The sequence below is a fragment of the Streptomyces glaucescens genome, assembly GCF_002154375.1.
GTDB classification, from domain to species: Bacteria; Actinomycetota; Actinomycetes; order Streptomycetales; family Streptomycetaceae; genus Streptomyces; species Streptomyces glaucescens.
In genome coordinates, this window is the sequence record NZ_MUND01000376.1 from 1 (window position 1) to 26,906 (window position 26,906).

General features: G+C 72.1%; 27 protein-coding genes. 13 read left to right on the top strand and 14 right to left on the bottom strand.

Annotated features, from left to right (window positions below; all coding sequences use genetic code 11):
- The 5 genes from CCN42_RS23950 to CCN42_RS23970 form a co-directional block, all read left to right on the top strand.
- A partial coding sequence (locus CCN42_RS23950) for a carbohydrate kinase family protein (protein ID WP_245877442.1) occupies window positions 1-658 on the top strand: 658 nt, incomplete at its 5' end.
- 180 nt (window positions 659-838) lie between these two features.
- Window positions 839-1,918, top strand: coding sequence for a PhoH family protein (locus tag CCN42_RS23955; protein ID WP_086167346.1), 1,080 nt, complete (start codon window positions 839-841; stop codon window positions 1,916-1,918).
- Window positions 1,919-1,930: 12 nt separating this feature from the next.
- The gene (gene ybeY, locus CCN42_RS23960) at window positions 1,931-2,428 is read left to right on the top strand and encodes an rRNA maturation RNase YbeY (RefSeq protein ID WP_086167347.1); all 498 of its coding nucleotides are present in this window, start codon (window positions 1,931-1,933) and stop codon (window positions 2,426-2,428) included.
- On the top strand, window positions 2,425-3,729 hold the full coding sequence (locus tag CCN42_RS23965) for a hemolysin family protein (RefSeq protein WP_086738704.1): 1,305 nt from the start codon (window positions 2,425-2,427) through the stop codon (window positions 3,727-3,729). Before ybeY ends, CCN42_RS23965 begins: the two co-directional genes overlap by 4 nt.
- Window positions 3,726-4,085 (top strand): MmcQ/YjbR family DNA-binding protein, encoded by a 360-nt coding sequence (locus CCN42_RS23970; protein ID WP_086738706.1) that lies wholly within the window; start codon window positions 3,726-3,728, stop codon window positions 4,083-4,085. Before CCN42_RS23965 ends, CCN42_RS23970 begins: the two co-directional genes overlap by 4 nt.
- A 9-nt stretch (window positions 4,086-4,094) precedes the next feature.
- On the opposite strand, the gene CCN42_RS23975 is transcribed toward CCN42_RS23970, so the two are convergent.
- Both CCN42_RS23975 and CCN42_RS23980 read right to left on the bottom strand, forming a co-directional pair.
- Window positions 4,095-5,174, bottom strand: a complete 1,080-nt coding sequence (locus tag CCN42_RS23975; RefSeq protein ID WP_086738708.1) for a S1C family serine protease — start codon at window positions 5,172-5,174, stop codon at window positions 4,095-4,097.
- Entirely contained in the window at window positions 5,174-6,661 is a 1,488-nt protein-coding gene (locus CCN42_RS23980) for an MFS transporter (protein ID WP_086738742.1), read from the bottom strand. Before CCN42_RS23980 ends, CCN42_RS23975 begins: the two co-directional genes overlap by 1 nt.
- Before the next feature lie 155 nt (window positions 6,662-6,816).
- Between CCN42_RS23980 and CCN42_RS23985 the strand changes: the two genes are divergently transcribed.
- Together CCN42_RS23985 and CCN42_RS23990 are read left to right on the top strand one after the other, a co-directional pair.
- Window positions 6,817-7,638: a helix-turn-helix transcriptional regulator gene (locus tag CCN42_RS23985; RefSeq protein ID WP_245877443.1), complete on the top strand. Its 822-nt coding sequence runs from the start codon at window positions 6,817-6,819 to the stop codon at window positions 7,636-7,638.
- 28 nt (window positions 7,639-7,666) lie between these two features.
- Window positions 7,667-8,020: a cytidine/deoxycytidylate deaminase family protein gene (locus CCN42_RS23990; protein WP_086738712.1), complete on the top strand. Its 354-nt coding sequence runs from the start codon at window positions 7,667-7,669 to the stop codon at window positions 8,018-8,020.
- A gap of 282 nt (window positions 8,021-8,302) precedes the next feature.
- Here CCN42_RS23990 and CCN42_RS23995 read toward each other — a convergent pair whose 3' ends face one another.
- Window positions 8,303-8,641: a P-II family nitrogen regulator gene (locus tag CCN42_RS23995; RefSeq protein WP_086167354.1), complete on the bottom strand. Its 339-nt coding sequence runs from the start codon at window positions 8,639-8,641 to the stop codon at window positions 8,303-8,305.
- A complete protein-coding gene (locus CCN42_RS24000; RefSeq protein ID WP_086738744.1) occupies window positions 8,638-9,951 on the bottom strand; it encodes an ammonium transporter in 1,314 nt (437 codons plus the stop codon). Before CCN42_RS24000 ends, CCN42_RS23995 begins: the two co-directional genes overlap by 4 nt.
- A gap of 182 nt (window positions 9,952-10,133) precedes the next feature.
- On the opposite strand from CCN42_RS24000, the gene era reads away from it, so the two are divergent.
- Window positions 10,134-11,087, top strand: coding sequence for a GTPase Era (gene era, locus CCN42_RS24005; RefSeq protein WP_086738714.1), 954 nt, complete (start codon window positions 10,134-10,136; stop codon window positions 11,085-11,087).
- 27 nt (window positions 11,088-11,114) lie between these two features.
- Here the strand turns inward: era and CCN42_RS24010 are convergent, their stop codons facing one another.
- From CCN42_RS24010 to CCN42_RS24030, 5 genes are all read right to left on the bottom strand, one after another.
- The gene (locus tag CCN42_RS24010; protein ID WP_086738716.1) at window positions 11,115-11,336 is read right to left on the bottom strand and encodes a hypothetical protein; all 222 of its coding nucleotides are present in this window, start codon (window positions 11,334-11,336) and stop codon (window positions 11,115-11,117) included.
- A 47-nt stretch (window positions 11,337-11,383) separates the two neighbouring features.
- Window positions 11,384-12,817: a S8 family serine peptidase gene (locus CCN42_RS24015; protein ID WP_107427636.1), complete on the bottom strand. Its 1,434-nt coding sequence runs from the start codon at window positions 12,815-12,817 to the stop codon at window positions 11,384-11,386.
- 228 nt (window positions 12,818-13,045) lie between these two features.
- Window positions 13,046-14,350: a GH1 family beta-glucosidase gene (locus tag CCN42_RS24020; protein WP_086738720.1), complete on the bottom strand. Its 1,305-nt coding sequence runs from the start codon at window positions 14,348-14,350 to the stop codon at window positions 13,046-13,048.
- 2 nt (window positions 14,351-14,352) lie between these two features.
- Window positions 14,353-14,619 carry a protealysin inhibitor emfourin gene (locus CCN42_RS24025; RefSeq protein WP_086738722.1) on the bottom strand — a complete coding sequence of 89 codons (267 nt, stop codon included), beginning with the start codon at window positions 14,617-14,619 and terminating at the stop codon, window positions 14,353-14,355.
- Window positions 14,620-14,651: 32 nt separating this feature from the next.
- Complete coding sequence (locus tag CCN42_RS24030; RefSeq protein ID WP_086738746.1) at window positions 14,652-15,722, bottom strand: M4 family metallopeptidase; 1,071 nt, start codon at window positions 15,720-15,722, stop codon at window positions 14,652-14,654.
- A gap of 318 nt (window positions 15,723-16,040) precedes the next feature.
- Here CCN42_RS24030 and leuA point away from each other — a divergent pair, with 318 nt between their 5' ends.
- The 5 genes from leuA (at window position 16,041) to CCN42_RS24060 (ending at window position 22,837) form a co-directional block, all read left to right on the top strand.
- Window positions 16,041-17,762, top strand: coding sequence for a 2-isopropylmalate synthase (gene leuA, locus CCN42_RS24040; RefSeq protein WP_086738724.1), 1,722 nt, complete (start codon window positions 16,041-16,043; stop codon window positions 17,760-17,762).
- A 197-nt stretch (window positions 17,763-17,959) separates the two neighbouring features.
- Window positions 17,960-18,655, top strand: a complete 696-nt coding sequence (locus CCN42_RS24045) for a TerB family tellurite resistance protein (protein ID WP_086738726.1) — start codon at window positions 17,960-17,962, stop codon at window positions 18,653-18,655.
- A gap of 141 nt (window positions 18,656-18,796) precedes the next feature.
- Window positions 18,797-20,866: an MMPL family transporter gene (locus tag CCN42_RS24050; protein ID WP_086738728.1), complete on the top strand. Its 2,070-nt coding sequence runs from the start codon at window positions 18,797-18,799 to the stop codon at window positions 20,864-20,866.
- Window positions 20,867-20,985: 119 nt separating this feature from the next.
- A complete protein-coding gene (locus CCN42_RS24055; protein WP_086738730.1) occupies window positions 20,986-22,158 on the top strand; it encodes a sensor histidine kinase in 1,173 nt (390 codons plus the stop codon).
- 16 nt (window positions 22,159-22,174) lie between these two features.
- Window positions 22,175-22,837 (top strand): response regulator transcription factor, encoded by a 663-nt coding sequence (locus CCN42_RS24060; protein WP_086738732.1) that lies wholly within the window; start codon window positions 22,175-22,177, stop codon window positions 22,835-22,837.
- A 58-nt stretch (window positions 22,838-22,895) separates the two neighbouring features.
- Here the strand turns inward: CCN42_RS24060 and CCN42_RS24065 are convergent, their stop codons facing one another.
- From CCN42_RS24065 to CCN42_RS24085, 5 genes are all read right to left on the bottom strand, one after another.
- Window positions 22,896-23,831 carry a dihydrodipicolinate synthase family protein gene (locus tag CCN42_RS24065; RefSeq protein WP_086738734.1) on the bottom strand — a complete coding sequence of 312 codons (936 nt, stop codon included), beginning with the start codon at window positions 23,829-23,831 and terminating at the stop codon, window positions 22,896-22,898.
- A 79-nt stretch (window positions 23,832-23,910) separates the two neighbouring features.
- A complete protein-coding gene (locus CCN42_RS24070) occupies window positions 23,911-24,846 on the bottom strand; it encodes a hypothetical protein (protein ID WP_086738736.1) in 936 nt (311 codons plus the stop codon).
- Window positions 24,843-25,373 (bottom strand): SigE family RNA polymerase sigma factor, encoded by a 531-nt coding sequence (locus CCN42_RS24075; RefSeq protein ID WP_086738738.1) that lies wholly within the window; start codon window positions 25,371-25,373, stop codon window positions 24,843-24,845. Before CCN42_RS24075 ends, CCN42_RS24070 begins: the two co-directional genes overlap by 4 nt.
- 90 nt (window positions 25,374-25,463) lie before the next feature.
- On the bottom strand, window positions 25,464-26,342 hold the full coding sequence (gene bla / locus CCN42_RS24080) for a class A beta-lactamase (RefSeq protein ID WP_086738740.1): 879 nt from the start codon (window positions 26,340-26,342) through the stop codon (window positions 25,464-25,466).
- 78 nt (window positions 26,343-26,420) lie between these two features.
- Window positions 26,421-26,906, bottom strand: a 486-nt coding sequence (locus CCN42_RS24085; protein ID WP_143662001.1) for an alpha/beta hydrolase, incomplete at its 5' end; no start/stop codon positions are given.

Genomic DNA, 26,906 nt, shown 5'->3' on the forward strand with positions numbered 1-26,906 from the left:
GCGCGCGCGGGCCGCCGTGGCGTCGCTGGTGCCCGGCGCCCCCGCGCCCTGGGTCGCCCAGGTGGCCGCCCACGGCACCCGGATCTTCGCCGACGTCGGCTGGGACGACACCGGCGCCTGGGACCTGGCCGCGCTGCCCGACCTCGCGCACTGCGAGGCGTTCCTGCCCAACGCGGAGGAGGCGATGCGCTACACCGGCACGACCTGCCCGCGCGCCGCCGCGCACGCGCTGACCGCCTTCGTGCCGCTGGCCGTGGTCACCCTCGGCGCGGAGGGCGCGTACGCCGTGGACCGGCGCACCGGGGAGACCGCCGAGGTGCCCGCCATCGAGGTCGAGGCGCTGGACCCGACCGGCGCCGGGGACGTCTTCGTGGCCGGCTTCGTCGCCGGCACCCTCGCCGGCTGGCGGCTCGCCGACCGCCTCGCCTTCGCCGGCCTCACCGCCGCCCTCTCCGTCCAGGAGTTCGGCGGCTCCCTCTCCGCGCCCGGCTGGTCCGAGATCGCCACCTGGTGGCGCAAGGTCCGCTCCCTCGACGGCCAGGACCCGGCCGCCCTGGAGCGGTACGCCTTCCTCGCCGGCCTGCTCCCCGAGGAGTGCGCCCGCCGGTGGCCGCTGCGCCGGGCGGTGCCGACCATCGGGTTCCGGAGACCGGCGTGAGAGCCCGGTCACCTTCCGGTGCCGGGCGGTATGAAAACGAGCTGTCCGGCGATTGCCCCAGAGGACCGTTCGAAAAGCCCTACGGCTAGGTCAGCACGGCGTCGTACCCTTGGAATCGCGAGGCCGCCCTCAGCTACGCGGCCGTGATGAGGAGGAACCGCAGGCCTTAAGCGCCGGCCCATGACTCAGACACCCACAGCTCACACCCCCGCGCAGGGGCAGGCGAGAGCACAGTTCACCGTCCCCGCCCAGCACCCCATGGTGACCGTGCTGGGATCCGGCGACTCCCTCCTGCGCGTGATCGAAAAGGCCTTCCCGGCGGCCGACATCCACGTCCGGGGCAACGAGATCAGCGCGGTCGGCGACGCCCGAGAGGTGGCCCTGATCCAGCGCGTGTTCGACGAGATGATGCTGGTGCTCCGCACCGGGCAGCCGATGACGGAGGACGCAGTGGAACGCTCGATCGCCATGCTCAAGGCGAGCGAGAACGGGGAGAGCGACGGCCTGGAGACCCCGGCCCAGGTGCTGACGCAGAACATCCTGTCCTCGCGCGGCCGTACGATCCGCCCCAAGACGCTCAACCAGAAGCGGTACGTCGACGCGATCGACCAGCACACGATCGTCTTCGGCATCGGCCCGGCCGGTACCGGCAAGACGTACCTGGCGATGGCGAAGGCGGTGCAGGCCCTGCAGTCCAAGCAGGTCAACCGCATCATCCTGACCCGTCCCGCGGTGGAGGCGGGCGAACGCCTGGGCTTCCTCCCGGGCACGCTCTACGAGAAGATCGACCCCTATCTGCGCCCGCTGTACGACGCGCTGCACGACATGCTCGACCCCGACTCGATCCCCCGTCTGATGGCGGCCGGGACGATCGAGGTCGCGCCGCTGGCGTACATGCGCGGCCGTACCCTCAACGACGCCTTCATCATCCTGGACGAGGCCCAGAACACGAGCCCCGAACAGATGAAGATGTTCCTCACCCGTCTCGGCTTCGACTCGAAGATCGTGATCACGGGTGACGTGACCCAGGTCGACCTGCCCGACGGGACCAAGTCCGGTCTCCGTCAGGTCCAGGACATCCTGGAGGGCGTCGAGGACGTCCACTTCTCCCGGCTGTCCTCGCACGACGTCGTCCGGCACAAGCTGGTGGGCCGTATCGTCGACGCGTACGAGAAGTACGACAGCAAGCACGGCACGGAGAACGGCGGGCACAAGAACCGTGGCAAGTCCTCCGCCGCCAAGGGCTCCAAGGGGAAGTAGACCAGCACGACCATGTCGATCGACGTCAACAACGAGTCCGGAACCGAGGTCGACGAGCAGGCGATCCTCGACATCGCCCGCTACGCGCTCGCGAGGATGCGCATCCACCCGCTCTCCGAGCTCTCGGTGATCGTCGTGGACGCCGACGCCATGGAGCAGCTGCACATCCAGTGGATGGACCTGCCGGGGCCCACGGACGTCATGTCCTTCCCGATGGACGAACTGCGTCCGCCGTCGAAGGACGACGAAGAGCCCCCGCAGGGCCTCCTCGGCGACATCGTGCTCTGCCCCGAGGTAGCCGCCAGGCAGGGCGCCGAGGCGCCCACCCAGCACTCCATGGACGAGGAGCTCCAGCTGCTCACCGTCCACGGAGTGCTGCACCTGCTCGGCTACGACCACGAGGAGCCCGACGAGAAGGCCGAGATGTTCGGCCTGCAGGCTGCCATCGTGGACGGCTGGCGTGCGGAGAAGGGCCTGACCGGCCCGTCCCCGGCCCCCACCGTGTCATGAGCCTCGCGCTCGTCTCGGGCGCGATCGCCCTGGTGATCGTGGCCTGGCTCGCCGCCTGCGCGGAGGCGGGCCTGGCCCGCGTCTCCAGCTTCCGCGCCGAGGAAGCCGTACGGTCCGGGCGGCGCGGCAGCGACAAGCTCGCCCAGGTCGCCGCCGACCCCACCCGCTACCTCAATGTGGCGCTGCTGGTCCGCGTCGCCTGCGAGATGGCCGCCGCCGCGCTGATCACCTACGGGTGCCTGCGTGAGTTCGACAGCGTCACCCAGGCCCTCGTCATCGCCGTCGCGGTGATGGTCCTGCTGTCGTACGTCGCCGTCGGGGTCTCGCCGCGCACCATCGGCCGCCAGCACCCCGTGCACACGGCGACCGCGGCGGCGTACGTGCTGCTGCCGCTCGCCCGGGTGATGGGCCCCATCCCGTGGCTGCTGATCCTCATCGGCAACGCGCTCACCCCCGGCAAGGGCTTCCGGCACGGCCCGTTCGCCTCCGAGGCGGAGCTGCGGGCGCTGGTCGACTACGCGGAGCGGGAGTCGCTGATCGAGGACGAGGAACGCCGGATGGTGCACTCGGTCTTCGAGCTGGGCGACACCCTGGTGCGCGAGGTGATGGTGCCGCGCACCGACCTCGTCGTCATCGAGCGCTTCAAGACCATCCGCCAGGCCCTCACCCTCGCCCTGCGCTCCGGCTTCTCCCGGATCCCGGTGACGGGCGAGAGCGAGGACGACATCGTCGGGATCGTCTACCTCAAGGACCTGGCCCGCAAGACGCACATCAGCCGGGACGCGGAGAGCGAGCTGGTGTCCACGGCGATGCGGCCCGCCTTCTTCGTCCCGGACACCAAGAACGCGGGCGACCTCCTGCGGGAGATGCAGAAGGAACGCAACCACGTCGCCGTCGTCATCGACGAGTACGGCGGCACGGCCGGCATCGTCACCATCGAGGACATCCTGGAGGAGATCGTCGGTGAGATCACCGACGAGTACGACCGGGAACTGCCTCCGGTGGAGGAGCTGGGCGAGGAACGCCACCGGGTCACCGCCCGCCTCGACATCACCGACCTCGGCGAGCTGTACGGCCTCGACGAGTACGACGACGAGGACGTGGAGACCGTCGGCGGCCTGCTCGCCAAGGCGCTCGGCCGGGTCCCGATCGCCGGGGCGTCCGCCGTGGTGCCACTGCCCGACGGCCGTGAGCTGCGGCTGACCGCGGAGGCCTCCGCCGGCCGCCGGAACAAGATCGTCACGGTGCTGGTCGAGCCGGTCCCCCCGGCCGAGCAGGCCGAGGAGGAGACGCCGGAGTGACCCCTCAGGAGCTGCGCGCCCTGTGCCTGTCCTTCAACGCGGCCGAGGAGGACTTCCCTTTCAACCCGGAGGCCTCGGTCTTCAAGGTGCACGGCAAGCTCTTCGCGCTCACCGCCCTGGACGCGCGGCCCCTGAAGGTCAACCTCAAGTGCGACCCGGACGACGCCCTCCGGCTGCGCACCGCCCACCCGGGTCTGATCGTCCCCGGCTGGCACATGAACAAGCGCCACTGGAACACGGTCACCGCCGACGGCGAACTCCCGGACCGCCTGGTCCGGGAGCTGGTCGAGGACTCGTACGACCTGGTCGTCGCTGGCCTGCCGCGCGCCGACCGGCTCCGTCTGGACCGTCCCTAGGGGCCGCCGTCAGGGGCCGGGGAGCCGCAGGTCGGTCTGCCAGGCCTCGCCGACCTGGTCGCCCTGCTGCTCGGGGTCGTCGAACGCGTAGACGCCCTCGATCCGCAGCTTCTCGCCGGCCGCCGACGACTGCAGCACATCGCACATGTCGCTCACCGAGGCCACGGGTGTGTCCTTGATGGCGGTGATCACATCGCCCGCGAAGAGGTTGGCCTGCTCGGCGGGCGAGTTGCTCGCGGTGCTGAGCACGAACAGTCCCCGCACGTCCTGCTGGAGCAACTGCTCCTGCACGGCTGCCACATCGCGCTGGTCCTGCGGTTCCTGGAAGAACTCGCTGAGTGCCGGATCCTCCAGGGAATCGACCGCCCAGCCGGGGGAGTTCTTCATGTCGCCCGCGGCCAGCCCGTCGAGGAGCCGCTGGGCATGCTCGCTGGTGATCGAGTAGTACTGCCCCTGTGCCTCGTCGTGACCGAGGCTGTTGACGCCGACCACTCTGCCCTTCGTGTCGAGGAGCGGGCCGCCGGAGTTGCCGGGGTTCAGGGTGGCGGAGTGCTGGATCGTCTCCGGGTAGTGCGGCAGGTAGTAGGGATCCGGGTCGGCCGCGACGTCCGGGGACTGCACCGCGCCGGAGGTGAAGACGGGCTTGGCCGAGACGGGATCGTCCGCAAAGGACTGCGGATAGCCGATGGCGGTCACCGTGTCGGCGGCCTTGACCTCGTCGCTGTCGCCGAACTTCAGCTCCTTGAGGTCCTCGGGCGGGGCGTTGAGCTTCACCACCGCCAGGTCCTCGCAGGGGTCACTGCCGAGCAGCCGGACCGGTACCGGCTCCTCGCCGTCGACCACGGCCTTCAACACGGACTCCCCGTCGACGACATGGGCGTTGGTGATGATGAGCCCCTCGCCGGCGTCGTAGACGAACCCGGTGCCGCTGCCGCCCTCCCCCAGGATGTGCACCGTGGCCGGAGCGGCCTTCTCGAAGAGTTCCTGCGGTGGCGGATCGTCAGCCGGCAGGCCATGGGCGGACGTCGTGCCCAGGGCCAGCAGGAGAACCGAGGCGCACGCCACAGCGGATTTCGCTCGCACACTCATCAGACGCCGTCCTTCGCATGCGCTGCCCATTCCACTGTAGATCCGCCGTCCGGCCCTGTCCTGCGGGAGGCCGTGCGCAGCCCCAGCCCCGTCAGCACCGCCGCCACCAGCACGATCCCCGCGTCCAGCGCGATCACCGTGCGGACGCCGGAGAGCAGGTCGTCCGTGGTCGTGGCGAGCACCCCCAGCAGCGGGATGCCGACCGTGATGCCGACCTGCTGGGTGGAGGTGACCAGCCCGGTGGCCAGGCCCTGTTCGCGGTCGGGGACGCCGGAGGTCACGGTGAGGCCGTAGGAGATGATCGCGCCCAAGTGGCACATGCTGGCCAGGGACACGGCGGCCGTGGCCAGCCACACGGACCAGCCGCCGTCGCCCAGTCCGAGCAGCGCGGCGACCAGCACGCCCTGTCCGGCGAGCGAGACGACCAGGGTGCGGCGGGCGCCGAGGCGGGCGATCACCTTCGGGGTGTACGAGCCCGCCACCACCGACAGCACGCCCTGCACACCGAAGACCAGCCCGGTCTCGAAGGCGGACAGCCGCAGGACCTCCTGGAGGTACAGGGTCAGTACGAAGACGACCGTCGACATCATGGAGAAGGTGACCAGGCCGCCCAGGTTCCCCCAGGCGACGGTGCGGCGGCGCAGCATGGGCAGGGAGACCAGCGGCGCGTCGGCGCGGGACTCGACGACCACGAACGCGGTGAGCAGGACCAGTCCCGTGACCAGGCTCGCCAGCACGTCCGCGCCGCCGAAGCCGTGCTCGGCGGCCGTCGTCAGGGCGTAGATCAGGGCGAGCAGACCGCCGGTGACGGTGACCGCGCCGGGCACGTCGAGGCGGGTCCGCTCCGGGGTGCGCGACTCCGGCAGCAGGGCGGGTGCCAGCGGCAGGACGACGAGGGCGCACAGGGCGAGCAGGCCCATCGTGGAGCGCCAGCCGAGCAGATCGGTCAGCACGCCGCCCGCCACCATGCCGACGGTGAAGCCCAGCGACATCAGGGTGCCGGAGATGCCGAGGGCGCGGTCGCGGGCCGGGCCCTCCGCGAAGGTGGTCGTCAGCAGGGACATGCCGGTCGGCACGATCACCGCCGCGCCCAGCCCCTGCAGCGCCCGCCCGGCCAGGAAGGACGCCGGGTCCCAGGCGACGGTGGCGAGCAGGGAGGCCGCGGCGAACACGGCGAGGCCGGTGAGGAACAGCTTCCTGCGGCCGTACAGGTCGCCGATCCGGCCGAACAGCAGCAGGAAACCGCCGGACGGCAGCGCGAACGCGGTCACCGCCCACTGCAGCGCGGACGGGCTCATGCCCAGATCGGCGCCGAGCACCGGCAGGGCCACGTTCAGCACGGAGAAGTCGAGCGCGACCATGAACTGGGCCGCGCAGAGCACGAAGAGGATGAGCTTGTCGCGCGTCGACAGCCGGGGGCGGCCGGGCGCGCGGTCAGCGGGCGGGGTGGTGGACGGACCGGGGGACGGTGTGGTGTCGATCGCCATGGGCATGAGCCTGCGGTGATCGGAATACCGCTGGGGAGTCGGTGCTTATGGTGGTGGTGGCACCACCAGCCGACGGCCAGGGGGACGAGGGGGATTCGTACGTGTCGGTGGACGCGTTGAACAGACATCGGCGGCGTGAGCTGCGGGAGTTCCTGATGAGCCGTCGGGCCCGGGTGACCCCGGCCGAGGCGGGCCTGCCGGACGGCGGCGCGCGACGCCGTACGCCCGGACTGCGGCGCGAGGAGGTCGCCGTGCTCGCCGGCGTGGGCGCGTCCTGGTACCAGTGGCTGGAGCAGGGCCGGGACATCTCCGTCTCGCCGCAGGTCCTCGACGCGGTCGCCCGGGTGCTGCGGCTGAGCAACGCCGAACGCCGGCACCTCTACGTCCTCGCCGGACTCAACCCGCCCGCGCCCGAAGTGGCCCCGGAGAGGCGGAACCGGTGCGACGGGCTGCGGCGGCTGATCGACACCTGGATGCCCTATCCGGCGCACATCATGGACATGTACTACAACTGCGTGATGTACAACGACGCCGCCGCCACGGTGCTCGGCATGCGCCCCGGCCAGACGCAGAACTGTGTCGTCGACTTCTTCACCGACCCCCTGTACCGCTCCCGGGCCAGGGACTGGGAGCGCAACGCGCGCACGGTCGTCGCCCAGTTCCGGGCCGCGTGCTCGGCCTGCCCCGACGACGAGGGGTTCCAGGAGGTGCTGGCGCGGGTGAAGGAGTCCAGCCCCGAGTTCACCCGGCTGTGGGAGGAGCGGGACATCGAGGACGCCGGGCAGATCCGCAAGGAGCTGGACCACCCGGTGGTCGGTCTGCTGGTCGTGGAGTCCACGGCGATGAAGGTCCCGGCCCGGCCCGATCTGACCATCGTGCTGCACACCCCGCTGGACGAGGCGAACACCGCCGCCAAGCTGGAGTGGCTGGCCTCGCCGGAGGGCCGGCGGGGGGCGATGTACCCCGTGGCGGGCTGACCGTCGTGCGGATACGTATCCTCAAGCCATGACCGACACCAGCGCGCTCGACCCCGAGGACCGCAAGATCGTCACCCTGGCCCGTTCCGCGCGGGCCCGCAACGGTGTGCCCGAGGGGGCCGCCGTACGGGACGAGACGGGGCGCACGTATGCCGCCGGGACCGTGGACCTGGACTCGCTGAAGCTGAGCGCCCTGCAGACCGCGGTGGCGATGGCGGTGGCGTCCGGGGCCAAGTCGCTTGAGGCCGCGGCCGTCGTGACGGAGGCGGAGTCGGCGTCCGACGCGGACCGGGCGGCCGTGCGGGACCTGGGCGGCCCGGAGACTTTGGTGCTGGTCGCGGGCCCGGACGGGACGGTCCGGGAGACGGTGACGGCCGGCTGAGCAACCGGACGCGGTGACATCCCGGACGGCGTGGCGGAACCGGCGTGGCACTGTGGCCGGGGCGCTCACGGCGACCGCGCCGGCCCCCGCCCCGTCCCCGCCTGCGGAGTCGGGGCACCCTCACCGCCATCCAGGATCACCGGCAGGGCCGCCTCCGGCGACCGGCTGGAGGCGCACGCCGGCGAGCTGCGGACGTCGTGCCCGGCACGGGCCGTGATCACCGGCAGGGCGACCGGACCGGGGACCCGGGCCCGTTCGTGCTCCGGTGAGGCCCGGCGGGCGCTACAGCGCGTCCGGCCCGCGCTCGCCCGTGCGCACCCGGACGACGGTCTCCACCGGCAGCGCCCAGACCTTGCCGTCGCCGATCTTCCCGGTGTGGGCGGCCTTCACGATCGCGTCGATGACGGTGTCGCGGTCGGCGTCCTCCACGACCACCTCGATACGGACCTTCGGCACCAGGTCGACCTGGTACTCGGCGCCCCGGTACACCTCGGTGTGACCGCGCTGACGGCCGTAGCCGCTGGCCTCGCTCACGGTCATCCCGTGCACACCCAGCTCCTGGAGAGCGGTCTTGACCTCGTCGAGGCGGTACGGCTTGACGATCGCGGTGATGAGCTTCATGCCTGCGGCTTGACCTTCTGCGCAAGGGAGACGGGGGAGGCGGTGACCGGGCCGCCGTGGCCGCCCGGGACCCCGTGATCGTAGGCGGTCTCGGCGTGCACCGTAAGGTCCAGGCCGGTGTGCTCCTGCTCCTCGCTCGCGCGGAAGCCCAGCGTCCTGTCGATGAGCTTCCCGATGCCGTACGTCACCAGGAAGGCGTACGCACCCACCGCGACCACGGCCACCAGCTGCCGGCCGAGCTGCCCGAGTCCGCCGCCGTACAGCAGGCCCTCGGCGCCGCCGGTCATCGACTCCACCGCGAAGACACCGATCAGCAGGGTGCCGATGACGCCGCCGACCAGGTGGACGCCGACGACGTCCAGGGAGTCGTCGTAGTTCAGCCGGAACTTCCAGCCCACCGCGTACGAGCAGACGACACCGGCGGCCAGCCCCACGACCAGCGCGCCGAGCAGGGACACCGAGCCGCAGGACGGCGTGATCGCCACCAGGCCCGCCACCGCGCCGGAGGCCGCGCCCAGCGTCGTCGCGTGGCCGTCCCGCTTCTGCTCGACGAACAGCCAGCCCAGCAGGCCCGTGCAGCCGGCGGCGAGGGTGTTGAGGAACGCGGCGGCGGCCAGGCCGTTCGCGCCGAGCGCCGAGCCCGCGTTGAAGCCGAACCAGCCGAACCACAGCAGACCGGCGCCGAGCATCACCATGGGCAGGTTGTGCGGGCGCATCGCGTCCTTCTTGAAGCCCAGCCGCGGGCCGAGGACCAGGCACAGGGCCAGTCCGGAGGCGCCGGAGGTGATCTCGACGGGCAGACCGCCCGCGAAGTCGAGCGCGCCGAGCCGGTCGAGGATCCAGCCGCCGGGGCCCCAGGTCCAGTGGGCGACGGGAACGTATACGAGCAGCGTCCAGACGGGCACGAACACCAGCCACGCCCCGAACTTCGCCCGGTCGGCGATCGCGCCGCTGACCAGGGCCGCGGTGATGACCGCGAAGGTGAGCTGGAAGGTGGCGAAGAGCAGGGTGGGGACCGTGCCCTGCACGCTGTCCGGGCCCAGGCCCGCCATGCCGAGGTGGTCGAGGGATCCGATCAGCCCGCCCGCGGTGTCCTCGCCGAACACGAGGGAGTAGCCGGCCGCCAGCCAGACCACGGTGACCAGGGCGATCGAGACGAAGCTCATCATCAGCATGTTGAGGACGCTCTTCGTGCGGACCATGCCGCCGTAGAAGAGGGCAAGGCCCGGGGTCATCAGCAGGACGAGGGCGGTGGCGGCGAGCAGCCAGGCGGTGTCGCCGGTGTCGACGCGGGGTGCGGCGAGGGTCACGGTCGTCACGTGGTCTCCAACGGATGCGGGTTGCGTCAGAGGTTCACCGGTGTGCGTTTCCGGTCGCGCACGGCTGTGTTTCCGTGACGTTTCGTTGCGTGAGGGTTTCGGGAAGCTCACGCGGAGGGGACGGCGCGGACGGTTGTGCGGCGGGGCCTCGGCGATCAGGGACAATGGGCGCCATGAGCGTTCGCAGCCAGTCATCCGAACAGCCGGCCGAGGAACTCCACCGGGCCGGTTTCGCGTGCTTCGTGGGTCGGCCCAACGCGGGCAAGTCCACCCTCACGAACGCTCTGGTCGGGCAGAAGGTGGCGATCACCGCCGACCAGCCGCAGACCACCCGGCACACCGTGCGGGGCATCGTGCACCGCCCGGACGCCCAGCTGATCCTGGTGGACACCCCCGGCCTGCACAAGCCGCGCACCCTGCTGGGCGAGCGGCTGAACGACGTCGTGCGGACCACCTGGGCCGAGGTCGACGTCATCGGCTTCTGCCTGCCGGCCAACGAGAAGATCGGCCCCGGTGACCGCTTCATCGCCAAGGAGCTGGCGGGGATCAAGAAGTCCCCGAAGGTCGCCATCGTCACGAAGACGGACCTCGTCGACTCCAAGTCCCTCGCCGAGCAGCTGATCGCGGTCGACCAGCTGGGCAAGGAGCTGGGCATCGAGTGGGCGCAGATCGTCCCGGTGTCGGCCACCGCGAACAAGCAGGTCGACCTGCTGGCCGATCTCCTGATCCCGCTGCTGCCCGAGGGCCCGGCGCTCTACCCCGAGGGCGACCTCACCGACGAGCCCGAGCAGGTCATGATCGCGGAACTGATCCGCGAGGCGGCCCTGGAGGGCGTCCGGGACGAGCTGCCGCACTCGATCGCGGTGGTCGTCGAGGAGATGCTGCCCCGCCAGGACCGCCCCGCCGACAAGCCCCTGCTGGACATCCACGCCAACGTCTACATCGAGCGCCCCAGCCAGAAGGGCATCATCATCGGCCCCAAGGGCAAGCGCCTGAAGGAGGTCGGCATCAAGTCCCGCAAGCAGATCGAGGCCCTGCTCGGCACGCCGGTCTTCCTCGACCTCCACGTCAAGGTCGCGAAGGACTGGCAGCGCGACCCGAAGCAGCTGCGGAAGCTGGGCTTCTGAGCCGTCGGCGACCGCCCGGACGGCGCCTCACGGACCCAGGTCGAACTCCGAGCTGGGATGCACCTTGAGGGGGACTCCCAGGCCGGCCACCCGCGCGCCCAGGTCGGCCGGCCCTTCGGCCTGCACCACCATTTCCCCGTCGCCCAGCGGCACCGGGTCGACATCGAGCAGGGTGGCGCCGACGGCGGACAGTCTGGCCGCCAGCTCGCCCAGGTCGATGCCGGCCGGCACGGTCAGGAGCCACTTCATCCACGCCCTCCCGGGTCGCTGGGCCACGGTGTGCCGAGCCGGTGCGCTCAGGCCTTCCGCAGCAGGAACGAATACGATGCCGCGGCGTTCACGATGCCCCGCCCGTAGCCGGCGTCCCAGACCTTGCCCGTCGGGTTGACCAGGCCGGCCAGCAGAGCCTCCCGCAGCCCCTCGGGGGTCAGCTCGGGGAACGCGGACAGCAGCAGCGCCGCGACGCCTGCCGCGACCGGTGTCGCCGCCGACGTCCCGTTGTCGAAGGGGGACCTCGGGGGCAGCGGCACTCCGCCGGGGCGGCCCGGGCCGAAGTTCCCGAAGAAGTGCGTGTACGCGGCGAAGTCAGGCTTCTTCTCGTCGAACATGCCGGGCCCCTGCGAGGAGTAACCGACGCGCTCGCCGCGGCTGTTGACCGCCGCGACCGTGATGACCTCCGTGAGGCTGTTGGAGGCGTGGACGGAGCGCCCGGGACCGATGCCGCTGCGGCGGCAGTCACCGCTCGGGCACTGCACACCGCAGTTGCCGGCCGCGAAGAACGCCGCCGCGCCCGAGGTCACGACCTCGCGCACCTTGCGGTGCAGTGGGTGGTCGAGGTCCCAGATCTCGTGCCCGGGGGCCTGGTCACGGCGCGGGACGCCGACGAACCCGTAGCTGTTGTTGGTCAGGTGCGGCGTGCCGTCGAGCCTGCGGTGCTCCAGAACCGCCTGGAACATCGTCAGCGCCCCGCCGGAGTCGGGCCGCCCCAGGAAGGGGTAGTCGTACAGCCGTGCGGCGGGTGCGGCGACGAGGATGTCGGCGGCGCACATCGAGCCGTGGCTGGTGATCGGCGCGGCCCCCGGCTGGAGGTCGGCTCCGGGCTGGGCGAAGCCGCCGGCGACCGGGTAGACCTGCCCGTTCACGCCCTCGTCGAGGACGCCGACGACGATGTTCTGCCCACGGAAGCCGTCCTGCCACGGCCGGGTGACGCCCAGCAGGGCCCGGACGGCGTCGATGGTGACCCCGGCGCGGAACGGGCGGCAGTCGAGGCCGGTGACCGAGCGGGCGAGGTCGAACGCGTGCGCCTGGACGTCCGCGCCCGGCTCGCCCGGCCCCGGCTCCTCCTTCTCGTACAGGTGGAGCGGGGAGCTGGGCCACACGACGACACCGTCGCGCTCCCGCAGCTCCACCAGCTTGGTGGGGGAAACCTCCACGGGCAGGACCATCGAGGTCGGCGCCATGTCGGCGTTGGTCTCCGGAACCGCGAACTCCACCAGAGCGCGCAGCGGCCCCTGGGTCCCGCCCTCTCCTTCCCGGGGCGCGCTGAACATGGGAACGGGCACGAAGCTCTCGCCCGGCTCGACGCCGAGCCCGGCCACCAGATCGAGGCCGGGCAGCCCCTGGTCGAACGCCGACGTCTCGGAGGCCGCGGCCTCCCGGAAGGCGCCGAAGCCGTCGCGTTCCGCGGCCGGCGGCGGTTCGATCTCGAGCAACACTTTGATCTTGGCCATGAGTCGGCCTTCCTCTCGACCCGCCGGCAGCCGTGACAGGGCCTCTCGCGCCGGTGAGTCGGACGTTCTGCCAGCCCCCCTGGGTGTCCCGGCCGATGCGGGCCGGGCCCGCTCGTGCATCGCTCCTCAGGTCGGCAGCTACCACAAACCTATGATTCCCGCCCATCGGGTGCAACTCGGGTGAAGTGGTTGACAGTTGCACGGCGTGGTCCCGCCGGACCGCACCCGTCACCGCTGCGCCCGCAGCACCTCCCGGAACCAGCGGTACGACGCCTTCGGGGTGCGGGCCAGGGTCGCGTGGTCCACGTGGACGAGGCCGAAGCGGCGGGCGTATCCCTCCGCCCACTCGAAGTTGTCCAGCAGGGACCACACGAAGTAGCCGCGCACCTCCACGCCCGCCGTCATCGCGTCGTGCAGGGCCCGGATGTGGCCGTCGAGGTAGGTGATGCGGTCCTGGTCGTCGAGGCCGTCGTACGAGCAGCCGTTCTCGGTGATGATCACCGGTGGCAGCCGGTCGCCGTAGCGGTCGCGGAAGCCGGTCAGCAGTTCGGTCAGGCCCTCCGGGACCACCGGCCAGCCGAAGTCCGTCCGGGGCCGGTCCTCGATCTGGCGGACCGAGAAGGGGAGTTCGGCGGGCATCCGGACGCCGCCGATGTCGGTCCCGGTCTCCTGCGGGGCACCCACCCTCGTCGGCGCGTAGTAGTTGACGCCGTACCAGTCGACCGGCTCGGCGATCACCTTCAGGTCGGCCGCCACGTCGCCCGGCATCAGCTCGCCCAGTCCCGCCGGGTACGCGCCGAGCAGGACCGGCTCCGCGAACAGACGGTTCAGCAGGATGTCGTAGAAGTCCGCCGCGGCCACGTCCGCGGGGTCCTCGGACGCGGGCCAGGTGGGACCGTGCGAGTTGGCGATCCCGATGTCACCGGCACCGGCCGCGCGCAGCGCGCCGACCGCGAGCCCGTGGGCGAGCAACTGGTGGTGGGCGGCCGGCAGCGCGTCGAACAGCAGCCGCTTGCCCGGCGCGTGGACGCCGAGGGCGTGGCCCAGCAGGGTGTGCTCGGCGGGTTCGTTGAGGGTGATCCATGTGCTGACCCGGTCACCGAGCCGCTCGGCGACGACGCCGGCGTGGTCGGCGAAGCGGGCGGCCGTGTCCCGCTCCAGCCAGTCCAGGCCGAGCGGCAGGTCCCAGTGGAAGAGGGTGGGGACCGGGCGGACGCCCGCCGCGCACAAGTCGTCGACGAGTCGGTCGTAGAAGTCCAGGCCGCGCGGGGACCGCACCCGTGGCCAGGAGACCGAGAAGCGGTACGCGTCCACGCCGAGGCCGGCGAGGAGGGCGACGTCCTCGCGGTGGCGGTGGTAGTGGTCGCAGGCCACCGCCGCCGTCGAGCCGTCCTTCACCCGCCCCGGCTCGGCGGTGAACGCGTCCCAAACGGACGGCTCGCGCTCGTCGGCCGCCCCCTCGATCTGGTGGGCCGAGGTCGACACGCCCCACAGGAAACCGGCGGGGAAACGGGGTATCGGGGCCGTCGTCATGGTCACGCGCCCTCCTTCAGGACGCGCGTGACCAGCGCCCGCAGGTCGTCCGGCAGCCGGGGGTCGCTCGCGTGGACCGTCCGGCCGTCCACGGTGATCTCGTAGCCGAAGCCGTCCGGCACACCCGCCGGGCGGGTGGCCTGCCCGGCGGCCAGCGCCCGCTCGGCCAGGGCCTGCCACTCGTCGGCGTCGGGGCGGCCCGCGGTGTCGATCTCGGCGTACCGCTCGATCCCCGCGAAACCGCCCGTGCGCCTCACCTGAATTCGCATGGATCCCTGTCTAGTACGTCAACCGACGGAAGTCACCGGGTGCGCACCCCCACCTGCCCCCAGGCCTTGCGCACGGCCTCGTGCTCGTCGCCGCCGTCGCCGTAGCGCTCCCGCGCGGCCTTGACGGTGAGGGTGGCGAAGTCCCTGAACAGGGCCCGCTCGGACAGCTCGCCGCCGGTCAGCACGTCGTACCAGATCTGGCCGGCCTTCTCCCAGGCGTGGCCGCCGAGGGCGGTGGCCGCCAGGTAGAACGCGTGGTTGGGGATGCCCGAGTTGATGTGCACACCGCCGTTGTCACGGCCGGTGCGGACGTAGTCCTCCATCGTCGCGGGCTGGGGGTCCTTGCCGAGGACGTCGTCGTCGTACGCGGTGCCCGGTGCCTTCATCGAGCGCAGCGCCACCCCGGTGACGCCCGGCGCGAGCAGGCCCGCGCCGATCAGCCAGTCGGCCTCGGACGCGGTCTGGCCGAGCGTGTACTGCTTGATCAGTGAGCCGAACACGTCGGACATCGACTCGTTCAGGGCGCCCGGCTGGCCGTAGTAGGTGAGGTTCGCCGTGTACTGGGTGACGCCGTGGGTGAGTTCGTGGCCGATGACGTCGACCGGGAGGGTGAAGTCGAGGAAGACCTCGCCGTCGCCGTCGCCGAACACCATCTGCTCGCCGTTCCAGAAGGCGTTGCCGTAGTTCTCGTCGTAGTGGACGGTGGCGTCCAGGGGCAGGCCGTCGCCGTCGATCGAGCGGCGGCCGTAGGCCTTGAGAAACAGTTCGAAGGTGGCGCCGAGTCCGGCGTAGGCGCGGTTGACCGTGGCGTCCCGGCCCGGCTCGTCGCCCTCGCCGCGGACCTTGGTGCCGGGCAGCTCGGTGCGGTTCCCGGCGTCGTAGATCGTGCGCAGCGGCCGGTCCGAGGGGGCCCTGACGGCGGGGGCGGCGGCCAGGCGGAACTCGGAGGTCACCCGGCGTCGCCCGCGCAGTTCGCTGTCGCGGACCAGGGTGCGGCGGGCCGGTCCGGAGACGGCCGGGTCGTCGGAGCGGGCCAGCTTGTCGAGGAGGTGCGGCGGTACGACGGTGCAGAAGACGGGCTCGTGGCCCCCGTGGGTGGTCATGTCCGGCACCATCGCACCATGTAACGGAGCTGTCACGCGGTGCAACCATGATGGGCGAAATGTGCAGCCAACGGCCTCTCGTCGCGCGCGTCGAGTGGTATGGCGCACGTTTCGCCCCCTTTGTTCCGGCGGTCCCGCATACTGATACGGACCCCCGCGTCCGGGGCGGCTCGGCTAGCATGCTGCGCATCATGCGTTTCGGGCTGCTTCTTCTTAGCTGCCGCGGCGAGGGCCTGTAGTCCAGGTCGACTCCCTCCCCGCGGAGCTTGGCGTTGCCGTCGGCCGTCCTTTCCGGACATCCCAAGGAGCCCCCGCATCATGGCCAACCGCCAGCAGCCCAGTTCCATGCCGATCCACAAGTACGGCCGCTACGAGCAGGTCGACATCCCGGACCGCACCTGGCCCGCCCAGCGGATCACCAAGGCCCCCCGATGGCTCTCCACCGACCTGCGTGACGGCAACCAGGCCCTGATCGACCCCATGTCCCCGGCGCGCAAGCGGGCCATGTTCGATCTGCTGGTCAAGATGGGCTACAAGGAGATCGAGATCGGCTTCCCGGCCTCTGGCCAGACCGACTTCGACTTCGTGCGCTCGATCGTCGAGGAGGAGGGCGCGATCCCCGAGGACGTGACCATCTCCGTCCTCACCCAGGCCCGCGAGGACCTGATCGAGCGGACCGTGGAGTCCCTCAAGGGCGCCCGGCGCGCGACCGTCCACCTGTACAACGCCACCGCCCCGGTCTTCCGCCGGGTCGTCTTCCGCGGGTCCAGGGACGACATCAGGCAGATCGCCGTGGACGGTACGCGGCTGGTCGTGGAGTACGCCGAGAAGCTGCTGGGCCCGGAGACCGAGTTCGGGTTCCAGTACAGCCCGGAGATCTTCACCGACACCGAGCTGGACTTCGCGCTGGAGGTCTGCGAGGGCGTCATGGACGTCTGGCAGCCCGGCCCGGACCGCGAGATCATCCTGAACCTGCCGGCCACCGTCGAGCGCTCCACCCCGTCCACCCACGCGGACCGCTTCGAGTGGATGCACCGGAACCTGTCGCGCCGTGAGTACGTCTGTCTGTCCGTGCACCCGCACAACGACCGCGGCACCGCCGTCGCCGCCGCCGAACTGGCGCTGATGGCCGGCGCCGACCGCGTCGAGGGCTGCCTGTTCGGGCAGGGAGAGCGCACCGGCAACGTCGACCTGGTCACCCTGGGCATGAACCTGTTCTCGCAGGGCGTCGACCCGCAGATCGACTTCTCCGACATCGACGAGATCCGTCGTACGTGGGAGTACTGCAACCAGATGGAGGTCCACCCGCGCCACCCGTACGTGGGCGACCTGGTCTACACGTCCTTCTCCGGCTCCCACCAGGACGCCATCAAGAAGGGCTTCGACGCGATGGAGGCCGACGCGAAGGCCAAGGGCGTCACCGTCGACGACATCGAGTGGGCCGTGCCGTACCTGCCGATCGACCCGAAGGACGTCGGCCGCTCCTACGAGGCGGTCATCCGCGTCAACTCGCAGTCCGGCAAGGGCGGCATCGCGTACGTCCTGAAGAACGACCACAAGCTGGACCTGCCGCGCCGGATGCAGATCGAGTTCTCCAAGATCATCCAGGCGAAGACCGACGCCGAGGGCGGCGAGGTCACGCCGAAGGACATCTGGGCGACCTTCGAGGACGAGTACCTGCCGAACCCGGAGAACCCGTGGGGTCGGATTCAGGTCAAGAACGGCCAGTCCACCACCGACCGCGACGGCGTGGACACGCTCACCGTGGAGGCCACCGTCGACGGTGCGGACACCGTGCTGTCCGGCCAGGGCAACGGTCCGATCTCAGCCTTCTTCGACGCGCTGCAGTCCATCGGGATCGACGTACGGCTGCTGGACTACCAGGAGCACACGATGAGCGAGGGCGCGTCCGCGCAGGCCGCCTCGTACATCGAATGCGCGATCGACGGCAAGGTGCTGTGGGGCATCGGCATCGACGCCAACACCACCCGCGCCTCCCTGAAGGCGGTCGTCTCGGCCGTCAACCGGGCCGCGCGCTGAACCGTCCCCACCGGGGGTTTGAGGGGTCCCGTCCGCGGTTTTCCGGTGATCACCGGCGGGCGGGGCCCCGTCGTTTACCGGCCACTCACCCGTTCAGGTCACGGAGAGGTCTCGTCCGGGGTGCTGACTAGGGCTCATCTATGTGGCTAACATCACGCCAGCGCGGCGATGTTGCCGCGGGGTTACGGAGGTGCGACGTGCTGCCAGGACGGGGACGAGACGGCCGTGTCACCGGCCTTTCGCGCATGCTGGGCACCCGTACCGCGTGGACGCCCGTAGGCGACGGGGAGTTCTTCTGCCCCGGCTGCGGCGGCGACCGCAACTACCAGCGGCTCACCGGACGCCGCCGGTTCACCCTGCTGGGCCTGCCGGTGCTGCCACGCGGCGCGAGCGGGCCGGTCGTCGAGTGCGCGGCCTGCCGCCGCCACTACGGCACCGAGGTCCTCGACCACCCCACCACCACCCGCTTCTCCGCGATGCTCCGCGACGCCGTGCACACCGTCGCCCTCGCCGTGCTCGCCGCGGGCGGCGCCGGATCCCGTACGGCGCTGGAGACGGCCGCCCAGGCCGTGCGCGCGGCCGGCTTCGACGACTGCACCGAGGAGCAGCTGGCCGCCCTCGTCGAGGCGCTGGAGGCGGACACCGGCCGGATCACCGGCGAGCCCTGCGGCCCCGGGCTGGCCATAGAGCTGCACGAGGCACTGGACCCGCTGGCCCCCCATCTCGCCGCCGCCGGACGCGAATCGATCCTGCTCCAGGGCGCCCGGATCGCCCTCGCGGACGGGCCGTACACCACCGCCGAACGCGAGGCGCTCGCCACGGTGGGTGCCGCGCTCACCATCACCGCCGACGAGGTGAACCGCCTGCTCGTGGCGGCACGCACGCCGTCCTGAGTACTCCCCGGGGAGTAGCACGGCCGCCGGGCCACCCCGCGCGGTAGCCCGGAACTCGCCCTCCGGCGCGACGCGCAGGCCCTCCCGCGCCGGAAGTCTGGAACCGCAACCAGACATCCGCTTCGGAGGGAGGGCCCGCTCATGGGGGCCGGACAGACGACAGGCAGACGGCGGGCCGTGCCGTGGGTGATGCTCGCGCTGTGGATCGGCGTGCTGGCGATCGCCTCGCCGTTCGCGGCGAAACTCGCCGACGTGCAGCGCGACCGGGTCACCGACTATCTGCCCGCTGGCGCCGACTCCACCCAGGTCGCCGAGATCCAGGCCCGGATGCCCGGCGGCGAGACCACCGAACTGGTGCTCGTCTACCACCGCGACGGCGGGCTGACCGCCGCCGACCGGGCGACCGCCGACCGGCAGGTGCGGCGGATCGCCGGCGAGCACGAGCTCACCGGCACCCCGCAGGGCGTGCCCTCCCGGGACGGCACCACCCTCATGTACCCGGTCACCAGCAACGAACCCGGTGACGACGAGGACCTGCGCACCGAGTTCGTCGACGACATCCGCGAGACCGCCCGCTCGACCGGCGGCCTCACCGTCCAGGTCGGCGGCCCGGGCGCGGTCAGCGCCGACTCCGCCAAGGTGTACGACTCCCTCGACGGCCCCCTGCTCTACACCACCGTCGCCGTCGTCGCCGTCCTGCTGATCCTCATCTACCGCAGCCCCGTGCTGTGGCTGGTCCCGCTCGCCGTCGCCGGCATCGCCGACTACCTGTCCATGGGCGTCGCCTACGGCCTCAACCAGGCCTTCGGCACCACCGTCTCCGGCGCGAGCACCGGCATCATGACCATCCTCGTCTTCGGCGCCGGCACCGACTACGCCCTGCTCATCGTCGCCCGCTACCGCGAGGAACTACGGCGGATCGAGCGGCCGTACGACGCCATGCGCGCCGCGCTGCGCGGCTGCGGGCCCGCCGTGCTCGCCTCCTCCGGGACGGTCGCCGCCGGACTGCTGTGCCTGCTCGCCGCCGACCTCAACTCCAACCGGGGCATGGGCCCGCTCGGCACCGTCGGCGTGCTGTGCGCGCTGGCCGCCATGCTGACCCTGCTGCCGGCGATCCTCGTCCTGCTCGGCCGCCGGGTGTTCTGGCCGATCGTCCCGGCCTACGGCAGCACCCCCAAGGAGCGCCGCTCGCTCTTCTCCGCGATGGGCAGCTCCGCCGGACGCCGCCCCGTGACCGTCCTCGTCACGGGCGCCGTCGCCCTCGGGGCGCTCGCCCTCGGCGCCCTGAACCTGCCCGGCGACCTCAAGCAGGAGGACTCCTTCGTCGACCGCCCGGAGTCCGTCACCGCCATGCTGACCCTGGCCGACGCCTACCCCGAACGCTCCAGCCAGCCCATCACCGTCATGACCCCGGCCGGCCGCGCCGACGCCACTCTCCAGGCCGCCACCGCCACCGAGGGGGTCGAGTCCGCCCGGATCGGCCGCACCGGAGACGGCTGGACCGAGGTGTCCGTGACCGCCTCCGCCCCGCCGCAGACGGACGCCGAGACCCGCACCATCGAGCGCCTGCGCGACACGCTGGACGGCTCCTACGTCGGCGGACCCAGCGCCCAGCAGATCGACCTGGAGAAGACCAACGCCCGTGACCAGAAGGTCGTCGTACCGCTCGTCCTCCTCTCCGTCCTGCTCATCCTGGTCGCCCTGCTGCGCTCCCTGGTCGCCCCGCTGATGCTGGTGGCCGCCGTGGTCGCGGTCTGGGGCGCATCCCTCGGCATCGGCGGGCTGGTGTTCGGGCCGCTGTTCGGCTTCGAAGGCACCGACCCCGCCCTCGGCCTGCTGTCCTTCGTGTTCCTCGTCGCCCTCGGCGTCGACTACGGCATCTTCCTCATGCACCGCATGCGCGAGGAGTCCCTGGGCGGCGCGGAACCCGCCGCGGCGGCGCTCACCGCCCTGCGCACCACCGGCGGCGTCATCGCCTCCGCGGGCCTCGTCCTCGCCGCCACCTTCGCGGTGCTGATGAACATGGGCCTCGTCTCGCTGGTCCAGCTCGGCTTCGTCATCGCGGTCGGCGTGCTCCTCGACACCTTCCTCGTCCGCACCTACCTGGTCACCAGCGCCAGCGTCGCCCTCGGCCGGAAGGTGTGGTGGCCCGGCCGGATGGCGCAGGCCCCGCAGCCCGCACCGCTGGTCCGGGAGCCGGAGCGCGTCTGACGCCGCCACGGCCCCGGGTGATCCCGAGGACGCCCCTCCCCTCCCGGAGGGGCGTCCTCCTCACGGAGGATGAGCCCGTGCCCGAAGCTGCCCGCAAACCCCGCATAGGTGAACGGATCATGGCGGCGGTCAACCGCGATCCGCGCACCGCCCCGCACGCCACCCGCAACGACATCCTGCTCGCCCTCGCGGTCACCGCCCACGCCGTCGTCGCCGCCCTCGTCACCGACCCGGCCCGGCGACCGGACGCGTTCGGCTGGTCGCTGCTACTCGCCGCGCAGGTGCCGATCGTGTGGCGGCGGCGCCACGCGGTGCCGGTGCTGGCCGCGGAAGCCGCCCTGCTGCTGCCGTACCACGCCCTCGACAACAACCACACCGCCCCCCTCGCGGTCTCGGTCGTCGCGGTGTACAGCCTCGCCGTCACCTGCCGGCCCCTGTACACCCTGCTCACCAGCGGCGCGGCCCTGACCCTGTCGCTGAGCATCATGACGCTGGTCAACAAGCACCAGGCCGCCGAGGCGCTGCGGATCTCCGGCTGGGTGCTCGCCGTGGTCTTCGTCGGCATCGACGTGCGCTACTACCGGCAGTACGTCGCCGCCATCGTCGAACGCGCCGAACGCGCCGAACGCACCCGCGAGGAGGAGGCCCGCCGCCGGGTCGCCGAGGAACGGCTGCGCATCGCCCGCGACCTGCACGACCTGCTGGCGCACAGCATCACCCTGATCGGCGTGCAGACCTCCGTCGCCGCGCACGTGCTGCACGCCGACCCCGACCGCCTGGACCGGGCCGCCGTCGCCAAGGCCCTCGACGACATCGCCGAGACCTGCCGCGCCGCGCGCGGCGAACTGCGCACCACCCTGGAGGTGCTGCGCGACCCGGGCGGACCGGACGCACGCGACCCGTTGCCCGGGCTGCACGGGCTGGCGGACCTGGCGGAGGCCGCGCGGGCCGCGGGGGCGAAGGCGGAGCTGGACGTGCGGACCGGGGAGGTGCCGCCCGCCGTCGGGGCCGCCGCCTACCGGATCGTGCAGGAGGCGCTGACGAACGCCGTGCGGCACGGCGGACGCGCCGATCTCACCGTGGGCGTACAGGTCTACGACGACCAGCACGCCCTGCACGTACGGGTCAGCGACGACGGGGCGGGCGCCGGGACGGGCAGCCCCGGGTTCGGGCTCGTCGGGATGCGGGAACGGGCCCGCAGCGTGGGTGGCACGCTGGACGCCGGGCCCGGCGAGGAGAAGGGCTTCGAGGTGAGGGCCGTACTGCCGTTGAGAGCCGGGGGAGACCGTTGAGAACCGGGGGAGAGCGATGATCCGTGTCCTGCTCGCCGACGACCAGACCCTCGTACGGGCCGCGTTCGCGATGCTCGTCGAGTCCGCGCCGGACATGGAGGTGGTCGGCCAGGCCGGCACCGGCCGGGAGGCGGTGGAGCTGGCCCGCAGCGAACGCGCCGACCTGGTGGTGATGGACATCCGGATGCCCGACCTGGACGGCATCGAGGCGACCCGGCTGATCGCCGCCGACGAGGACCTGGCCGGCGTGAAGGTGCTCGTCCTGACCACCTACGACACCGACGAGTACATCGTCGAGGCGCTGCGCGCGGGCGCCTCCGGCTTCCTGGTCAAGGACACCAGGCCCGCCGAACTGCTCGACGGCATCCGCACCGTGGCGGCGGGCGAGGCGCTGCTGTCGCCCGGGCCGACCTCGCGGCTCATCGCCCGCTTCCTGCGCGGCCCCGCGTCCGGCCCGCCGGTGGCCGGCCCCGACTGCCTCTCCGAACGGGAGCGGGAGGTGCTGGCCCTGGTGGCGCGCGGCCTCAACAACACGGAGACGGCCGAAGCCCTGGGGCTGAGTCCGCTGACCGCGAAGACCCACGTCAGCCGCATCATGGGCAAGCTGGGGGCCCGGGACCGGGCCCAGCTGGTGATCGTGGCGTACGAGTCGGGGCTGGTGACACCGGGGAGCATGTGACGGGCCCCGGACGGTGGGCCCGGTCCAGCGGCGGGCCGGGTCCGGCGTCGGGCCGGGTCTAGAGGAGGCCGGCCGCCGCGAGGAACCTCCCCACCGCTGCCACCTCCGGCTCCGACAGCGGCACCTGGGGTTCCGCCGTCGCCGGGCAGGCGATGACGCCGCGCAGGTGCAGGGCCGCCTTGAAGGCGCCGATCGCGGAGGAGCCGGGGCCCATACGGGCCGGGTCGCCGGCGTGGACCATGCCGTGGAGGGCGCACAGGCGCTCCTGCTCGGTGCGGGCGCGGGTGTGGTCGCCGTCGCGGCAGAGGCGGTCGAGGCGGACATAGCCGTGCGGGTCGACATTGGCGAGACCGGGGACGGCGCCGTCCGCGCCCAGGGCGAGGGCGGTGTCGACGAGCAGCTCGGAGCCGGTGAGGACGGTGAAGCCGGTGAGGCCGGGGCGGGTGCGGGCACCGGTGACGACCTCGCGGAACGCGGCCAGGTCACCACTGGAGTCCTTCAGCCCGGCGAGCACTCCCTCGGCGGCCAGCTCCAGGACCAGGCCGGCGGGGAGCTTGGTGCGGACGGCGGGCGGGATGTCGTAGGCGAGGACCGGGACGGGGGAGGCGGCGGCGACCAGGCGGTAGTGGCGGGCGATCTCCGCCGCGTGGGTGCGCGCGTAGAAGGGGGCCGTGACCACGACCGCGTCGGCGCCGGCCGCCGTCACCGAGGCCACCCGCTCCAGGACCCGGGGGGTCGTCATGTCGATGGCGCCCGCGAGCACCGGCAGCCGTCCGGCCACGTGCCGCACCGTCTCCGACACCACCAGCTCGCGCTGCCGGTCCGTCAGATACGCCGCCTCCGACGTGGAACCCAGCACGAACAGGCCGTGCACCCCGCCCGCCATCAGATGGCCGAGCAGCCGGTGCAGCGAGTCCACGTCCACCTCGCGCTCCGGTGTCAGGGGCGTGCAGACGGGCGGGACGACGCCGGTGAGCGGGGCGGGGATCGTCATGGCAGCTCCACCGGAAGAGGACAGCGGGCGGTACCGACCCCTGTACGGTACCGCCCGCGTGCCCGCCCCTCACGGTCCATCAGGGCAGGTCGGCCATGTAGTACTTGTCCTGGTCGGAGTCGTAGACCTGCTTGCCCGCGGCGTCGTAGCCCTTGATGTGCGGTGCCCGGGTGACCTGCTGGTCCAGGATGCCGGTGGCGACGAACCAGCCGTGGTCGAGGACGGCGGTCCTGGGCTCCTCGTCGCCGTAGGAGACGGTCACCCTGGCGACGGAGGGGTGGACGGCGCCGATGCTGCCCCAGCGGAACGGCAGCTTCCAGTTGCCCTTGTCGAGGTACGACTGCGCGTACAGCTTGTGCGCGTTGACGTCCGGCATGACCTTGCCCTGGTCCGGCAGGTCCATGTCCACACCCCCGACGTTCAGCCCCGAGACCTCGCCGTCCTTGACGTTGCAGATCACCCGGGTCCGGGGGGCCTCGTCGCGCACCGCGACCACGAACCGGCCGTCGCCGGGGGTGTTGCTGTCGCCGGTGCTGCCCATGCCGAGCAGGATCCGGTACTCCTCCGGCGTGCCCAGGTCCTGGAGGGGGCTGCCCAGGTCGGAGGCGAGGCAGTCCTCCAGCATGGCCGCCGCGGACTCCCGCGTCACACCGTCCAGCAGCTGCTCGTCGCTCGCCGGACCCGCGGGCCCGGCCGGAGTGGCCGGCTCCGGCGTCGGTGCGGGCGACTGCGCCGGCGTGGCGGACACGGCGGGCGACACGGCCCGGCCGCCCGCGTCCGGGCCGGTCAGCGCAGCGGCTCCCACCGGCACCACGGCCAGCGTCACCAGTGCCGCCCCGACCGTCGCCACCCGCCGGCGCCGCTCGGCCACTCCCTGGCGCCGGATCGCCGGATAGGGCGCCGCCGAGGGCTGGATGGTGAACGCGTCGTCGGCGAGCAGCGCCCGCACCCGCTCCTCGAACTCCCGCTCGCCGTCCCCGTGCCGCGCGGTCTCCTCGCGCTGGTCCCCGCTCACCTGCTGGCTCCCTGCCTGGACGGCACACCCATGGCCTGGGCGAGCCCCGGATACGTACGCAACTTCGCCAGCCCCTTGGAGGCCTGGCTCTTCACCGTGCCCGGCGAGCAGCCGAGCACATCGGCGACCTCCGCCTCGGACAGGTCCTCCCAGTAGCGCATGACCACCACCGCGCGCTGCCGGGGCGGCAGTCCGGCCAGGGCGGTCAGCAGCGAGCTGCGCTCGTCCACCCACGCCACGGCCGCGTCGCTCCCCGCCCGCTCCGGCGGCGAGGCGGTCAGCGCCTCGGGCACCCGCCGCTTGCGGAAGCGGTCGCTGTTGCAGCTGACGAGCATCCGGCGGACATACGCCTCCGGGTTGTCGCTGCGCGAGATCCGCCGCCAGGAGCGGTACGCCTTCGCCAGCGCCGTCTGGGTCAGATCCTCCGCGTGGTGCGCGTCGCCCGTCAGCAGATAGGCGGTGCGCACCAGATGGGACCACCGCGCTCTGACGAACTCCTGGAACTGGGCCTCTTGCTCGGCCTTCATCAAGCACCCTCCTCGCCCTCCAGACCACCGGCCGGACGGAATCGGTTGCCCGGAGAGCGCGAGGGATTTCCGGCAGCGGCAGGGGGTGGGTCAGGCGAGGGCCTCCGTCAGGACCTTCGCCGTCTTCGCGATCAGGGCGTTCTCCCGGACCGCGGCCGGGTCGGACTTGCGGGACAGGACGGCCAGGACGACCGGTGTGCCGTCCGGGGTCCAGGCGATGCCGACGTTGTTGTTGACGCCGTAGTCGCCGCCGCCGGTCTTGTCGGCGACCGTCCAGGTGGGCGGGACGCCGGCGCGCAGCCGGTCGAGGCTGGTGGTGTTGTTCAGCAGCCAGTGCTTGAGCAGCTCCCGGTCGGCGCCGGGGAGCGCGTCGCCGAGCACCAGCCGGGCGTAGGTGCGGCCGATCGCACGCGGGCTGGTGGTGTCGGTGACCCGCCACGGCTCCGCCGAGTTCAGCTCCGTCTCCCAGCGGTCCAGCCGGGTCACCGGGTCGCCGAGGGAGCGGGCGAACCGGGTGATCGCGGTGGGGCCGCCCAGCTCCCGCAGCAGCAGGTTGCCGGCCGCGTTGTCGCTGTACCGGATGGTGACGTCGCACAGTTCGGCGACGGTCATGCCCTCGGCCAGGTGCTTGCGCGTCTCGTCGGAGCCGTCCACCAGGTCGGCCTCCGTGTAGTGGATCCGGCGGGCGAGGAACTCGCCGTCCCGGTCCAGGTCGCGCAGGACGGCCGCGGCGGCGAGGGTCTTGAAGACGGAGCAGATCGGGAACAGGTCGTCGGCGTGGTGCCGGATCGTCCGTCCGGTGCCGACGTTGTGCGCGTAGACGCCGAGCTTGGCGCCGTACTCCCGCTCCAGGGCGCGCAGGCGTCCGCTGACACCGGCCGGCCCGCCGGTGGCGTGCGCCGCGGCCGGGGCGAGCAGGGCCGCGGCGCCTGCCGCGCCGGCGGTGAGGAGGGTGCGTCGGGTGAACACGGGAGCTCCTTATGCTCGGGGACACCGATCACTCGGGTCACGAATGATCGTTCTCTCCCTGTCACCGACGCGGCCGTCTCATCTCGCGGTTGCGGTGGGACCGTCCCCCCGGCCGCAGTACACGTCCCGCTCCGGCCGCTCGCCCGTCGCCAGGAAGCGGGAGACCGTCGCGTCGCCGCAGGCGTTGCCGTTGGCGAGGTAGGCGTCGTGGCCGGTGGAGTCGACGGTGACCATGCGCGCGCGGTCGCCGAGGGCCGCACGCATTTTCAGCGCGCCCGCGAGCGGGGTGGCCGGGTCGCGCTCGTTCTGTATGAGCAGGATGTCGGACGGGCCGGCGTCGGTGATCCGCACCGGCGGCTCCTGCGGCTCGAACGGCCAGGCGGCGCACATCATCGCGTTCCGCGGCATGCCGGCCGTCAGCGGATAGGCCGCCCGGCTCTCCGCGACGCCCTTCTCGTACACCGCGGCGTCCCGGGGCCACGCGATGTCGTTGCACAGGGTTGCGGCGCCGACGGCGAGCGAGTTCTGCAGGCCGGCCACCTGCTGCGGTGACGGCGCCGTCAC